This window comes from Leptolyngbya cf. ectocarpi LEGE 11479, assembly GCF_015207065.1.
GTDB classification, from domain to species: domain Bacteria; phylum Cyanobacteriota; class Cyanobacteriia; order Phormidesmidales; family Phormidesmidaceae; genus Leptothoe; species Leptothoe ectocarpi.
Genome location: NZ_JADEXP010000013.1, coordinates 26,267 through 40,782 on the forward strand (window position 1 = coordinate 26,267; position 14,516 = coordinate 40,782).

The 14,516-nt window shown below is 50.2% G+C and carries 11 protein-coding genes; 8 read left to right on the forward strand and 3 right to left on the reverse strand.

Translation table 11 applies throughout. The features are described from left to right. Positions 1-3: 3 nt before the first annotated feature. The 4 genes from IQ260_RS03040 (at position 4) to IQ260_RS03055 (ending at position 4,877) form a co-directional block, all read left to right on the forward strand. Entirely contained in the window at positions 4-633 is a 630-nt protein-coding gene (locus tag IQ260_RS03040) for a class I SAM-dependent methyltransferase (RefSeq protein WP_193990722.1), read from the forward strand. A gap of 335 nt (positions 634-968) precedes the next feature. After that, positions 969-2,849 (forward strand): lipoxygenase family protein, encoded by a 1,881-nt coding sequence (locus tag IQ260_RS03045; RefSeq protein ID WP_193990724.1) that lies wholly within the window; start codon positions 969-971, stop codon positions 2,847-2,849. 35 nt (positions 2,850-2,884) lie between these two features. Further along, positions 2,885-4,243, forward strand: a complete 1,359-nt coding sequence (locus IQ260_RS03050) for a cytochrome P450 (RefSeq protein ID WP_193990725.1) — start codon at positions 2,885-2,887, stop codon at positions 4,241-4,243. Positions 4,244-4,328: 85 nt separating this feature from the next. Beyond that, on the forward strand, positions 4,329-4,877 hold the full coding sequence (locus IQ260_RS03055) for a hypothetical protein (RefSeq protein WP_193990727.1): 549 nt from the start codon (positions 4,329-4,331) through the stop codon (positions 4,875-4,877). A gap of 85 nt (positions 4,878-4,962) precedes the next feature. Here IQ260_RS03055 and gyrB read toward each other — a convergent pair whose 3' ends face one another. Continuing rightward, a complete protein-coding gene (gyrB, locus tag IQ260_RS03060; protein ID WP_193990729.1) occupies positions 4,963-6,900 on the reverse strand; it encodes a DNA topoisomerase (ATP-hydrolyzing) subunit B in 1,938 nt (645 codons plus the stop codon). A gap of 171 nt (positions 6,901-7,071) precedes the next feature. On the opposite strand from gyrB, the gene miaA reads away from it, so the two are divergent. Further along, positions 7,072-8,004 (forward strand): tRNA (adenosine(37)-N6)-dimethylallyltransferase MiaA, encoded by a 933-nt coding sequence (gene miaA, locus IQ260_RS03065; RefSeq protein ID WP_228015449.1) that lies wholly within the window; start codon positions 7,072-7,074, stop codon positions 8,002-8,004. Here the strand turns inward: miaA and mutL are convergent. Further along, positions 7,980-9,653, reverse strand: a complete 1,674-nt coding sequence (mutL, locus tag IQ260_RS03070; protein WP_322744886.1) for a DNA mismatch repair endonuclease MutL — start codon at positions 9,651-9,653, stop codon at positions 7,980-7,982. The two genes, miaA and mutL, sit on opposite strands and share 25 nt — an antisense overlap. Before the next feature lie 100 nt (positions 9,654-9,753). On the opposite strand from mutL, the gene IQ260_RS03075 reads away from it, so the two are divergent. The 3 genes from IQ260_RS03075 (at position 9,754) to IQ260_RS03085 (ending at position 13,638) form a co-directional block, all read left to right on the forward strand. Beyond that, a complete protein-coding gene (locus IQ260_RS03075) occupies positions 9,754-10,377 on the forward strand; it encodes a 5-formyltetrahydrofolate cyclo-ligase (protein WP_228015451.1) in 624 nt (207 codons plus the stop codon). A 377-nt stretch (positions 10,378-10,754) separates the two neighbouring features. Next, positions 10,755-12,527, forward strand: coding sequence for a sedoheptulose 7-phosphate cyclase (locus IQ260_RS03080; protein ID WP_193990731.1), 1,773 nt, complete (start codon positions 10,755-10,757; stop codon positions 12,525-12,527). 91 nt (positions 12,528-12,618) lie between these two features. Then, the gene (locus IQ260_RS03085; protein ID WP_193990733.1) at positions 12,619-13,638 is read left to right on the forward strand and encodes a DUF6492 family protein; all 1,020 of its coding nucleotides are present in this window, start codon (positions 12,619-12,621) and stop codon (positions 13,636-13,638) included. Positions 13,639-13,687: 49 nt separating this feature from the next. On the opposite strand, the gene IQ260_RS03090 is transcribed toward IQ260_RS03085, so the two are convergent. Then, positions 13,688-14,516, reverse strand: an 829-nt coding sequence (locus IQ260_RS03090; RefSeq protein ID WP_322744885.1) for a PHP domain-containing protein, incomplete at its 5' end; no start/stop codon positions are given.

Sequence of the window (14,516 nt, forward strand, 5' to 3'; positions counted from 1 at the left end):
GTTATGGATTTTGACCCAGTACGAAACGAGTATTCTCGTCTTGCGCCCTTCTATGACCGTCGTTGGTCGTCTTATATCGATTCAACTATCCAAGCAACAATTAGCCGACTAACCATAAATCCCCATGAGCACGTTCTTGATCTTGGCTGTGGTACAGGAACCCTGATTCAGCAATTAATGCATCTCACACCAACAGCAATTTTTTATGGCCTAGATACTTCTGTTGAAATGCTTAATGTCGCCAAACAGAAGTTGCCAAATTCAGTGGAGTTATGGCTGGGGAGTGCCGATGAGCTGCCATTCCCTGATGAAAGTTTTGATGTTGTTGTTTCAACCAATGCGTTCCACTACCTGCGTAATCCTTCCCAGGTGATACAGGAAGTAAAAAGAGTTCTCACGCCGGAAGGTCGTCTAGTGATCACCGACTGGTGCCATGATTATTGGACCTGTCGTATCTGTGATTTCTTTCTGCGTTTATTTAATCGGGCTCACTTTCGTACTTACGGGGCTAGTGAATGTCAGATGATACTTCAAGAGGAAGGATTGCAAGAAGTCTTCATTGAAAAGTACAAGATTGATTGGCATTGGGGCATGATGACAGCACAGGCTGTGAATTGCCAAAAAATAGTCTAATCGTAGGGTAAGCGTCTCCTGAGCGGAGTCGAAGGGGATGCTGGGTGTAAACGTTGGCTGAGCGGAGTCGAAGCCAACGTTTTTCGTGGGACGGTTACAGTAGTAAGTAATTCCCATTAGCGATCAGACATTAGCGATCAGATATTGAGCCTTCCTTTTCTCAATCCATAAAAAGCTCAGGCTCAAAGTTCCCAACATTGAGGGGTTGGAGGCAAAATACTAAAAAGTTAGCGGAATGGGCATTAAAGAATGTGTGTTTAAAGAGCAGGAGGCCCTGCTATAGGACTTTCTGATCTTTGTCACGTTTTATTCGCTATATCGATGGACATACTAGGATGACAGCAGCTTATGACCAGCAGGGTCTACAGGAAAAACGTCAGCGGTATCAGTATAACTATACGCACATTCCTCCCGTGGCGATGGCAGACACTCTTTCAGAGGAGGAGATTTTTTCATCGCCATGGCGGCTGATGGTAGCCAAGGTCGGGTTTGAACTGTTAGTCAACACCATTATTGTCAATCGGGGCGACTGCGGGAAAACGGGGGCAGCCGATGATGTCAAAGCCTTTCTGGTGGAGACGTTTAAGGAAACACTAGCAGACTATGGCGGATTTTCGCGCGCTAAGATCCTCTGGCAAGGGGCAAAGTTTATGCCCAGAATTCTGTTGGGCAAGTTATCTACGGATGCAGAAGAGCTAGAAGCTCTGATTAGGGATATTCTTAGCAGCGTCAATCGGGAGTTTCTTCGAGACTTTGCGGCCAATGTGCAACAGAAATTAAAGCTTGATTCACCTAAAGGAAAGGGAGACGATATCGATGATTTTAAGGCCCTCTTTCAAACAATTGCCCTGCCAGCCATCGCCTATACCTACGAAAAAGATGAGGTCTTTGCCTCAATGCGGGTGGCAGGCCCAAATCCGGTGATGCTGCAGCGGCTAACAAAGCCTCAGGCGAATTTTCCAGTTACAGAGGCTCACTATCAAGGGAGCATGGGCACAGCTGACTCCTTGGCAGCTGCCTATGCAGGGGGTCGTTTATATATTGCTGATTATGGGATTCTGGATGGGGCTATCAATGGTTCATTTCCGGGCGATCGCAAGTATCTCTATGCTCCCCTGGCGTTATTTGCGGTGCCCCAGGCAGGCGAGGGAGATCGGCGGCTACGTCCGGTGGCGATCCAGTGTGGGCAGAACCCTGACGAATTTTCCATCCTGACACCCCAATCCAATCCCTATGCCTGGCTTTGTGCTAAGACTGCTGTGCAGGTGGCCGATGCTAACTTTCATGAGGCCGTTACCCATCTGGCCCGGACTCATTTGTTTGTGGGGCCGTTTGCGATCGCAACCCACCGTCAACTTCCCAACAGCCATCCTGTTAGCCTGCTGCTGCGCCCCCACTTTCAAGGCATGCTGGCCATCAATAACGAAGCCCAGGTCAAACTGATTGCTGCTGGTGGAGGCGTCAACAAAATTCTCTCAGCCACCATTGACTCTGCTCGGGTCCTAGCCGTGACTGGGTTGCAAACCTATGGTTTCAATTCCGCCATGCTGCCTCAACAGCTCAAACAACGTGGTGTAGATGATATCGACCGCTTGCCTGTCTATCCCTACCGTGACGACAGCATTTTAATTTGGGATGCTATCCACAGCTGGGTAGAAAACTATCTTCAGATTTACTATGCTGATGACGCCACTGTGCAACAGGACACGCTCCTACAGACATGGGCCAAAGAATTAGTCGCCCACAATGGCGGTCGTGTCATTGATTTTGGCGAAGCTGACGGCCAGATTCGCACCCTTGCCTACCTGGTTGAAGCCATCACCCTGATCATTTTTACCGCCAGCGCTCAACATGCCGCCGTCAACTTTCCCCAAAAAGATGTCATGAGCTTCGCACCAGCCATGCCGACGGCAGGTTATACCGAGCTAACAGATCTAGGGAGTCACACTACCGAAGCAGACTATTTTAAGTTGTTACCTCCTCTAAGCCAGTCTCAAGAACAGCTAAAACTGCTCTATCTGCTGGGCTCAGCTCATTTCACCGAATTAGGACAGTACGATAAAGACCATTTTCAGGACAGTAAAGTAGCAGATCCCTTGAAAAAATTTAAAACTCGCTTGGAAGAAATCACCGATATCATTTACGAGCGGAATCGAGATCGGCCCCCCTATGAATACCTCTTACCTAAAAACATTCCCCAAAGTATCAATATCTAGATAGCACGTCCAAATCTCCCCATAACATCATCATCATGGACATCACTACATTCACACAGAAAGTGCTCAAGGCCCACGACAGCCAAGTCAAACTCTCTCGGCGGCTGGCCAAAGTTGGCTACGACAGCACTTTGGGTAAATTACTACGTTTAAAACCCTATTACAGTGAGGGGTTCACCATATTAAAAGCATGGCGAGATTTTCTCTATATTCGCAAAGAACAAATTGGCAACACATTTTTTGCCGTTGATCACGCCATCATGCATGCCGACCATGCTCAGGTTAAAAAGCTCATGCAGATTGAGCCCCAGGTGCGTGGTAATGATTTAGGCATTATTAGAATCCTGGCCCCCGGCTACATGCTCAATAATCCCCTGAGTTTAGGGATGAATGGCAAGGATCACACCGGCATACGCGCTATCTTTCAACAGGCACTACCCGATCCATTTACCGAGGCAGATGGCTTAGGAGATTATGTTGATAAGTTCTTATCAACCGCAGCCAAACAAGGAAACCTGCACATCGGTGACGATCTCCCCCGTTTTATGGTGAAGATCTTGCACCATTTGGTATTTCAGATTTCTCTGTCTGAGGATGAAGTCACGGCCTCACGCGGTTATATCAAAGGGTTGCCCCTGGCTACCTTACCCACGTTCATCAGTCGCTATCTGCTAGCCTTCAAAACTGGACCGATTATTAAACATCGCCAACACCTAATTCAGCGCTATAAGACCGCTTCTAACTGGGCTGCCTATGTTGAAACCGGAAAACAGTATGGCCTCAGTCCAGACCAGGTTGCCAATGGCCTATTCGATATGATCCACATTGCTGGTACTGCCGGGACTAGTGCGCTCATGGGGTCTGTTATCGGTGTTTTATGCCTGAATGACGACCTAAAGGTCGATGTGGTCAACGAAATCAATACGGTCTGGCCAGATACCGCATCGCTTACGGGTGACAGTCTCCGACAGGCTACGCTTCTCCATAAAGTGATTTTAGAAACGGCTCGTATGTATCCTCCCGTACGCTTCGTCAGTCAGCTAGCAACAGAATCTGGTGAAGTTGAAATCGGGAGTCAAAAATGCCCATTCCAGAAGGGTACACGATTACTGGGCTCAATCTTTACGGCTAACCGTGACGGCAATCGCTACGACAAACCAGATGAGTTTTCAGTTCAACGAGATTTCTCTGATCTTTTGTCGTGGAATGGTGATGCCCATGAACGAGTCTGTCCAGGGAAATCTCTATCGATTGAACTGATTAAGGTTTTTTGTATGTATCTCTTCAAGCAGTACCAATGGCAACAGTTTACAGAGGTGAAATGGGATTTTGAAAATGTTACGGCAGTAACCCCAAATGAGCTAGAACTTCAAGGGTTTGCAGCTAAAGCTTAACAATCCATCAGCCCCTGCTCGGCCTTTCTCTTTCTCGTTTTCTCTTTTTCACATTCATTTCGCACATTACATAGGATAAACCACCATGACTGGCTCCGTCGTATCCCAAAAGTTTGAGAACATTGCAACTTGGATGACATCTACTCAGCCTACCAATCTCCCCAGTGTCTTAAAAGGTGTCTTTTTTATGGATGGTAATCCTTTGCCGGATGACTGTATTAATATGTACAACCAGGAGTGGGATGAGGCTACGAACTGTCTCACCCTACCGGTAACAGAACCGACTCAATGGACATTCCACCGCAACATTTTGGGATGGATCCTCTTATGGGCGGCTCAGCTGTCGGGCTTCCGATACAAAATCCAGTTTGAGGACGATAGTTTGCAAATGGCCCAAGTCACACCTATCACCTTTGGTATCCCGGTGCCCAGATGGATTCTTAGCGCCACCATGTGCCAGGATGACAGCGCTAAGAATGGCGATATTTGGCAACGCAAAAATGTCTGGTTTGGTGGGTTACCCCGAGTAGGCGAATATGTTCTACGCCGAATTGTTGATGAGAACGGTCAGTATACTCCTGCATTTCAAGACATGCTCAGCAAAGTTCATCCCGATTGCTTAGTGATTGAATAAATATCATCACCCAATAATCCTGTGGGGACAGGCACCCACAGGATTATTGCTCAGGTAACTTATCCTGAGGAGCAGCAACGCCCCCTTAGATATCCAAATCTGCCATATTCAGCTTGGGACCATAGGTCTCAATAAACTCACGGCGAGGAGCCACACGGTCCCCCATCAGTACGGTAAAGATCCGCTCTGCTTCGGCGGCATCCTCAATCTCCACTTTTTTCAGCGTACGACTTTCAGGGTTCATGGTGGTATCCCATAGCTGGACGGGCATCATCTCACCCAAACCCTTAAACCGTTGTACATTATATTTTGCGTTTTCAGGTAGGGCACTAATACCGCGCTGCAGCTCCTGCTCGCTGTAGCAGTAGGTATGTCGGCGACCTCGCTCTAGCTTATACAGCGGCGGACAGGCAATATACACAAACCCTTGATCAATCAGGGCCCGCTGATAGCGATAGAAGAATGTCAGCAGCAGAGTACGAATATGCGCCCCATCCACGTCTGCATCTGTCATTAGACAAATGCGATGGTAGCGCAGCTGCGCCGGGTCAAAATCTTCACCTTTGATCCCTAGCCCCAATGCGGTAATCAGCGACTGGACTTCATTGTTTTTATAAATCTTGGCGTCGTCTGTTTTCTCAATGTTGAGAATCTTGCCTCGCAATGGCAAAATCGCCTGGAAGCGTCGGTCGCGGCCCTGCTTGGCACTACCTCCAGCAGAGTCCCCCTCAACAATAAAGATTTCTGACTCAGCTGGGTCGCGGGAGCTACAGTCGGCCAGCTTACCCGGCAGCGTGGAGGACTCTAGCACCGACTTACGTCGCACTAGATCGCGGGCACGGCGGGCAGCCTCTGCCGCATTAAAGGATTGGATGGCCTTCTCTAAAATAGAGTCCACCACACTGGGATTAAAGTCTAAATACTCGCTTAGGGTCTCGCCGATCAGTGAGTCAACAATCCCGCGCACCTCGGTATTACCTAGCTTGGTTTTAGTCTGTCCTTCAAATTCGGGCTCTGGCACCTTGACAGAAATAACCGCTGTCAGACCTTCTCGAATATTTTCACCGGCCAGGTTGGATTCATTGTCTTTGCGCTTATTACGCTTGCGGGCGAAGTTATTCATGGTGCGGGTAAGTACCGCTTTAAGACCTTCTAGGTGGGTACCGCCGTCAATGGTGCGAATATTGTTGGCAAAGCCCATCAGGTTATCAGAGTAGGCATCCACACACCACTGTAGGGAAGCTTCTACCTGGACTCCATTTTTTTCGCCAGTCACATAAATAATGTCAGGGTGAATCGGCTGCTTGTCTTTATTAATGTATTCAACGTACTCACGGATACCGCCTTCGTAAAAATAGCGGTTAACCTTGGGTTCATCGGACTTTAGCAGCTCTAAGCGATGGTCGGTGAAGATGATATCTACACCCGCATTGAGGTAGGCCAGCTCTCGCAAGCGTCCCGCCAATGTGGTGTAGTCAAATTCAACAGTCTCAGTAAAGATTAGACCGTCGGGCTTAAAGCTAACGGACGTGCCTGTACGGCTACCGGCACCGTTTTTAATGCGCAGTTCGCCCTGGGCTTCACCCCGCTCGTAGCGCTGTACATGTTCTTTTTTATTGCGCCATACGGTAACCTCGACCCATTCGGACAGGGCGTTAACTACCGAGACACCCACACCGTGGAGTCCGCCGGACACCTTATAGCCACCGCCGCCAAACTTACCCCCGGCGTGGAGCACGGTCATGACCGTCTCTAGGGCAGACTTTCCCGTGCGAGAATGGACATCAGTAGGAATCCCACGGCCATCGTCGGTAACCGTGACGGAGCCATCGGCATTGAGGTCAATGGTAATCGTGCTGCAGTGACCCGCCAGAGCTTCGTCAACGGAGTTGTCAACAACCTCGTAAACTAGGTGATGCAAACCACGTGGCCCGGTGGTGCCAATGTACATACCTGGCCGCTTGCGCACAGGCTCCAGGCCTTCGAGCACCTGAATCTGATCAGCACCGTAGTCGGTTGTCATGCTTTCCTATCTCCTAAGACGGTCGTAAAGCCGCAGTAGCGTTAGAAATGAAATTGTGCCCCCGGATTCTAGCACAAAGGGGTTAAAAGCGATTCTGAATGGCTTTGAGCATGTGTATTTATTAGGGATGGATCAAAAAAATTTACACACAATATCAATAGGTCTTTTTCGTTGAGTACAAGTAAACCTGGGTTTAGTTCCTATGTACCATTCCTCATTATAGTCGTTGGACCGACTGCTGCGGGGAAGTCTGGTTTAGCGGTGGAGCTGGCTCAGCGGGTACAGGGGGTGATTTTGGGGGCAGATTCGCGGCAGGTGTATCGCGAATTTGATATTGGTACGGCGAAACCGTCCTGGGCAGAGCGGCAGTTGGTACCTCACTATCTCATTGATATATGTGAGCCCACTGAGACGCTAACGGTGGCTGATTATCAAGAAAAGGCACAGGAACTCATTCTGCAAATACATCAGCGCCAAAATCAGGTGCCTTTATTGGTGGGGGGGACCGGGCTGTATGTAAATGCGATCGCAAAAGGCCTAATCATTCCCCGAGTTGCCCCCCAACCACCCCTGCGTCAGCAGCTCACGAATCTGGGGCAGCCCCAGTGTTATGCCTTTCTACAGCAGGTCGATCCTAACGCCAGCCAACGGATTCACCCCAATGACACCGTCCGCACCCTGCGTGCCCTGGAGGTCTACTATGCCACGGGCAAATCAATTTCATCACAGCAGGGCAAGAACCCACCGGACTATCCCTTGATCTATATCGGCTTAGACTGTGGTGAAAACCTGCGATCGCGAATCGCTCAACGCACCCATTCCATGGTGAACGCTGGCTTTGTGGAGGAGGTGGAACGGTTGATCAATCGTTACGGGGCGGATTTACCGTTGCTGAATACCCTGGGATATGCGGAGGTGAAGGACTATCTGGCCGGGGACAGAACCCTGACGGAGGCGATTGCTTTGACGATTCGGCATACGCAACAGTTTGCCAAGCGCCAGAGAACCTGGTTTCGAAAGGAAACGGCAATTAAGTGGTTTGACTCTAACGAGCCTAAATTAATTGAAAAGGTTTGGGATTATGTTGAGCGTCTCAACCCGTGACTTTTGCCAACCACCCAATGCCGCCGAAAATACCTCGACAAGCTTGACTCCTCCAATGTCAAACAAATCGGTCGTCCGTGGGGACAGGTCCTGGGATTCTTAGTCCGTTGCCAATCATCTAATAATGTCTGCATGGTCTCCATGGTCAGCGGTGTCCCATTCCGAATCGCAGTGCGACAGGCCGTGGCCACCATGGCCGCATCCACATCCCCACCCAGGCTGAGTTCTAACAAAGCGTCGGCACTGTCATCTCGCTTAGCCAGAGCCGCCGGCACATTCCGCACGACCCAAAGATTCTCACCAAACAAATCCACATCCAGACCCAGCCGACGTAATTGCTCCACCTGACGCGCACTGAGCTGACTCAAAATAATGGCGGGTTCTACGGGCACTGTTTGCCAGTGAGCTTTAATCTGTTCATAGATAACCCGCTCATGGGCAATGTGCTGTTCCACTAGGCATACGCCACCGCTGTGTTCTGCCACAATATAGGTGTCTTGCACTTGAGCAACGGCCTTTAGCTGACTGGGCAACTCTTGCTGGCCAGCATAGCTAGCAGAGACTTCAGCGGTTTTGAAAAGTTGTTTTGTCCGCTGGCTGCTGGCTGCCAGGTTAGATAACCGCAATGCTTTTTCAACAGCGATCGCAATCCGATCGCACCAGCCTTCTGTATCCTGCAAATAAATCTCAGACTTGGCCGGATTACGGTTCCAGTCCACCTGAGCCGCAGGCACCCGCAAATGCAAAAAACAGACCGGGTAGCGATCTCGCGGCAGCGTGCGTCGGAAATTATAGATTAACGACTGTTCTAACACAGGCGCAGTGACGGCCCGCCCGTTGATTGCTACCCGGATCCAGTCAGGCCGCCGCCGATGACAGCGATCGGGCAGCCCCACTAACAAATCCAGCTGGCCCTGGGGACACCCCAAATCCGCCGCATCCAGACTGACCTGTTCTAAATCATGGACAGCAACATCGCGCAAAATCTGGGGCATAACCGTTTTGGCTGTAGAGCCAGGCCACAGAGTAAACCAGTCGCGGTCAGTGTGCCCCACCTGCCAGGTTACCTGGGGATGACACAGGGCTAGCTGCTGCACAGTCTGCTGCACCTGACGCAGCTGCTGGGCAACCGAGGGTAGCACCTGGCGGCGATTGGGCAAGCGGTCAAACAGATTGTCGGCCATGACTACGGTGCCGGGTGCGATCGCAACTTCCTCAATGGCCGTCACTGTCCCTTCCGCCCCATAGGTCACCCGCCAGCCCACATCCGTTGCTACCCGACTACGGATCTCCAGATCTGACAGCTGCGCCAGACTATGAAGGGCCTCCCCCCGGAACCCCAAACTTTGAATTTGACTCAGATCATCGCAGGTGCGTATTTTGCTCGTACTGTGGGCCGTCGCCGCCTGTTCTAGATCGACACGGCCCATGCCAGAGCCGTTATCCGTGACTCGTACCCGCCACAGCTCTGGCCATAGGTGAATAGAAATCCGTGTCGCTTTTGCATCTAATGCATTTTCCGCCAGCTCTCGCACCACCGCCGCCAGGGAATCAATCACTTCTCCAGCCGCAATCAGACTAATGACATCCTGGGATAGCCGTTGGATGGGGGATACGGTATCGATAGTCAGTGCTCCTGAGAACTCAATGCTTGTCTAACGCTATCGCGAAAGATGAATTTTATGGAGAATAGGCAGGAGGTGAGTTCCGGGTGTACCATGGCGGCACCTCAGCCAGTTGCCACCGCCCATGTCGGAACCAGTGTCGGAGCTAATGTCGGAAACCTACAGGCCCGCTGCCATTGCCAAAATCCAGGATCAAAAGGCTCAGATGCGTCGGTCATTACTCAAGGCCCGGCAGGCAATGCCCCCCCAGGTATGGCAGCAAAAGTGCGATCGCATCTGCACCCACCTTACCCAATGGCCCACATTCCAATCAGCGCGAACAATCTTGGCCTACTGCAGCTTTCGCAATGAACCCCACCTGGGCAGTTTGTTGGCTCAACAGCGTTCCTGGGGATTACCCCGCTGTGAGGATAAGGACCTCATCTGGCATCGCTGGTTTCCCAGCTGCAGCTGGCCCCTGCGTCCTGGTACCTATGGTATTACCGAACCGGATCCCACCTCCCCACTGATAGACCCCCACAAAGTGGATTTAATTTTAGTCCCAGCTGTTGCCTGTGATGTGCGAGGCTATCGTCTGGGCTACGGCGGCGGCTTTTACGACCGCATGTTAAGTCAGGCTAGCTGGCACGGGAAACCGACCATTGGCATTGTATTTGAGTTTGCCCGCTTACCCCAGATTCCTAAAAATAGCTGGGACCGTCCGCTAAGCGGTATCTGTACCGAAAGCGGATTGTTTTTAGCAAGCTAGTCCTTGGGATACGGTGTTGCCAAACCTCAGAAATTTCCATCCCCGGAAAAAACATAATACAACACACCTGATTCAACACTTTTTCTCTAAAAAGTCTTCTAGCTAACAGACTGATGACATAACAATGTGGTTCAGTAGAAGACTGAAGGCAGTTAGTTAGATTGACTCGTAAACTGCGTTTATTCTACAGGAAAATAAAAACTGTTATTTCAGTTCTTTAATACCTTGGAAATCCTTGCTCTAAATGTAGTCTAAGCTACCCTCTTGCAAGGATCTGACAAACTTTTTTCTTTCAGCATTTTTGTTGCAGTTCTTGTGATTTTGTCTGTTACTGTAAAGTTTGTTATCCCCCGGTTACTAGTTTTCTTGGAACAACAATGTCAAATACCACCCCAGCTGTTCAAGCGTTTATTTCAGCCTATGACAGTGAGCCTTTGGCGTATCAAAATTTAGATAATTCCATTGAGGCTGTTTGTTGTGGAAAGTCTTTCAGGAATGTGATTCTTGCGTTGGTTAATGGTCCCGCCTTTTCTGAAGAACTAGGCCAAGAGTTTGCAGCAGCAGATGCGATCGCAGGTCTTTCAGCTTGTCGCAGTCTACGTAGCTGTCTCAACTTCTCCACGAGCAGATTTTTTGGACTACTGGCTGAGGTGATTACTGCATTTGATCAAGCTGCAGGGACGGAATGGACTACATTTGCCGCGCGGGTTCATCAGTCTAACCTAGGTGCTAGTAAGCTTTTAGAGCGGCTTTTGCGTAGCGCTGACAGCAGTTTTTATCAAGAGTTAGCCGATCGCCTGGTGGACGAAAATCCCCACGCCATCTATCCCACCTCTAGCTACAGGGAAAGTCAGGCCCATGTGGTGAGCACCGATGACGATCAGATCATCGAAGCTGTGATGACATCACGAACGTTCACCTCGATTCGGGTAGTCGAAAACTCCTTGGATCCTCAGCAGACTGTCCTACGAGATATGTACATTGCCCACGGGCGCTGTGTTTGCTTAGTTGATCAGAATGTCGAAACCTTTTACGGCGAGCAAATCGAGACCTATTTCAAACACCACGGCATCCACCTGGAGAAACTGGTATACCGTGCTATGGAAGTGGATAAAGGCATTCACACCGTAGAACGCATGCTCGGTGACTTTAAGGCAGTTGGCGTCTGTCGTAACGAACCTGTCCTAATCGTTGGTGGAGGCGTGCTGACAGATACGGGTGGCCTAGCCTGCGCGCTCTATCACCGCAATACCCCATATGTCATGCTCTCCACATCTATTGTGGCCGGCATTGACGCTGGGCCATCTCCCCGTACCTGTTGCGATGGCTTTGGCTACAAAAATCTCTTTGGTGCCTACCATGCCCCTGTACTCTCCCTCACGGATCGATCCTTCTTCAAAACACTGCGAGAAGGCTGGCTGCGTCACGGCATTGCCGAGATTATTAAAATGGCCACGGTCAAAAACATCGAGCTATTTGAGTACCTAGAACAGGCGGGGCCACAGCTGATTGAAACTCGTTTTGGCACCTTAGACTGTGAACCCGGTGCTGACATCAGCGTTCTTTCCCAGAAAATTCTGGGTGCTGCCCTGAGAAGCTATGTCGAAGCTGAATACGACAATCTCTATGAAACCCATCAGTGTCGGCCCCATGCCTATGGGCATACCTGGTCTCCTGGATTTGAAATCGAGGCTGGTCTACTACACGGTCATGCCGTAGCGATTGGGATGGGTTTTGGTGCCTATCTTAGCTACCGTGATAGCTGGATCACCTCTGAAGAATTCCATCGCATTCTTCGGCTGATCAGCTCCTTTGGTCTCAGCCTTTGGAATGATGTGCTACTAAATCAAGAGACCCTCTGGGCCTCCCAGGAAAAGATTGTTCAGAAACGCGGTGGTAACCTGGTAGCCCCCTTACCTAAGGGTACGATTGGCAATTGTGGCTACCTCAACACCTTGCCCCAGGATGAACTATACGCAGCCATTGACGCCTACCGCCAAATCTGTGCCGATTATCCCCGTCAGGGTCTCGGTGTAGATCCACTCTGCAGCGATGTTGGCCTAGAAGATCCATCCACAGTTGGTCACAGCCTGATGGAGACGGTCAAAACCCATGCTATAGAAACAGTAGAGGTTCTCTCCCCTGTGTAAACCAGAAACAACAGAAACACAACAATAGGTCGGGGCACACCATAGTATGCCCCGACCGCAACCAGATTAATCCCAACGCTTTGCGATCGCTATGGCCCATGAATCTTTCGATATTGTTATCCCCCTTTTTCGTACTCGCTGGAATACTCGAGCAGTCCTAGAAGGATTGAGCGTTCATTACCAGCCCCGGTCTATTCACATCATTACACTGCCGGATGAAGCCGCATCCTTACAGGCAATAGCCCAAACGTGGCAAACCGTACCACTACACATCCACAACGAAGAACTATTTTTCCAAGGGCTTACCAAAACATCTATCTGCGCAGAACTCAACCTGGGTAAATCCCTTTACAATCCCGGCTGGTTCTATCAACAACTCCTCAAACTAGGCGCATTTGAAGGCATCGCTAATTTAAGCGAATGGTACCTAGTTTGGGATAGTGACTTGCTACCTGCAGAAACCTGGCCAGTGTGTCGCACTCAGGGAGAAACCCTAGAACATGTTTTTGCCCTACTACAGCACAATGCCTACGGCAATCCCAAGATTGTGGGTAAGTGGGCCACCTGGATTCAATCAGTGTTAGGAATAACCCCACTGACAGATGAGACTGGAACATTTATTCCCCACCACATGTGGTTCAAACAAGAACACCTCAAATCTTTTGCACAACAGATCGCCACCTATTACACATCGACAGATCATTGGCTACTATTGATGATGCGCTCCGCCAACGATTTTGGCACCTTTAGCGAGTACTGGGCCTATGTTTCATGGGTCGCCAGCAAAGCCCCTACGGATATTTCATTTTATCCCTATGCCAAGTACGGAGAGACCACCGAACGCTTCTTTGATGACGGTACGGGACTATTCTCCACAGCTCTTAGAAAGACCCTGGCTGTCAACTCTGTTGGCCCTGATGATGGATTTTCTCCGTCCTATCAGGAGGTGATTGCATTTATCCAGACTGAGTATGGTGCAGACGCATTACCCTCATCCCTCGCCTTTGAAAGCAGCCCTCGCCATTTGAAAAAGAATAGCGAAAACATGCACATCGAAGAACAACGTTCGCGCTGGAACCCTCGTATGGCAGGGGAGCCCGCAGTGGTTTGAGTGTGGGGTTTGAGTGGGGCTTGAGTCAAGGCGTGCAGGGTGATTCACCTTACACTAAACTAGCCGCCGCGTCTTTAACCACATCCAATAGCTCCAGTGACAGCTGTAAGCCATTGAGTTCGGTATCTCCTGCCTTTGGTTTCGGTTGAGGACCGTGGTAGTCGCTTCCGCCCGTCATCAATAGGCCATACTGTTCACAGAGTTCTGCCAAAACACGTTCTTCGCTAATGCTGTGCTGAGGATGATACACTTCCACACCCATCAGCCCCGCCTGGACCAGCTCAGGCAGGACCTCCTCCACAATGCCACCGCGAAATAAGTAAGGGTGAGCCCACACCGGGACCGCCCCACAGCTTTTTAGCAGAGCAATCCCTTCTGCCGCTGTAAATTTTTCATAGGGTACATAGGCTGGGCCGTGGTCACCAATAAACCGCTGAAACGCTTCTTGTTGAGAGGTGACATAGCCAGCGGCTAGCATGGCCCTGGCCACATGGGGACGACCGGGCGCTATATTACCGGGCATCGACGGCAGGTCAATGGGATAGCCTAGCTCACTGAGCTTATCCACCATTTTTTGCGCCCGGCGATGACGTCCTTCAATGCGTTCCTCTAAAGGATCTCGTAATTTTTGTGGATCTGGATAGAATCCCAGAATATGCATGGAGCGACCGTTATATGTCGTACTCAGTTCAATGCCAGGGACAATCTCTAATCCGTGAGGTTGAGCTGCATTACGGGCTTCATCCCAGCCTGCAATGGTGTCGTGGTCGGTAATGGCTAGCGCCTTTACGCCTTTGGCTACAGCGCGCTCGACTAGCTGCTGTGGGGTGAGGGTGCCGTCGGAGAAGGTGGTGTGGCAGTGGAGTTCGAGCATGGGG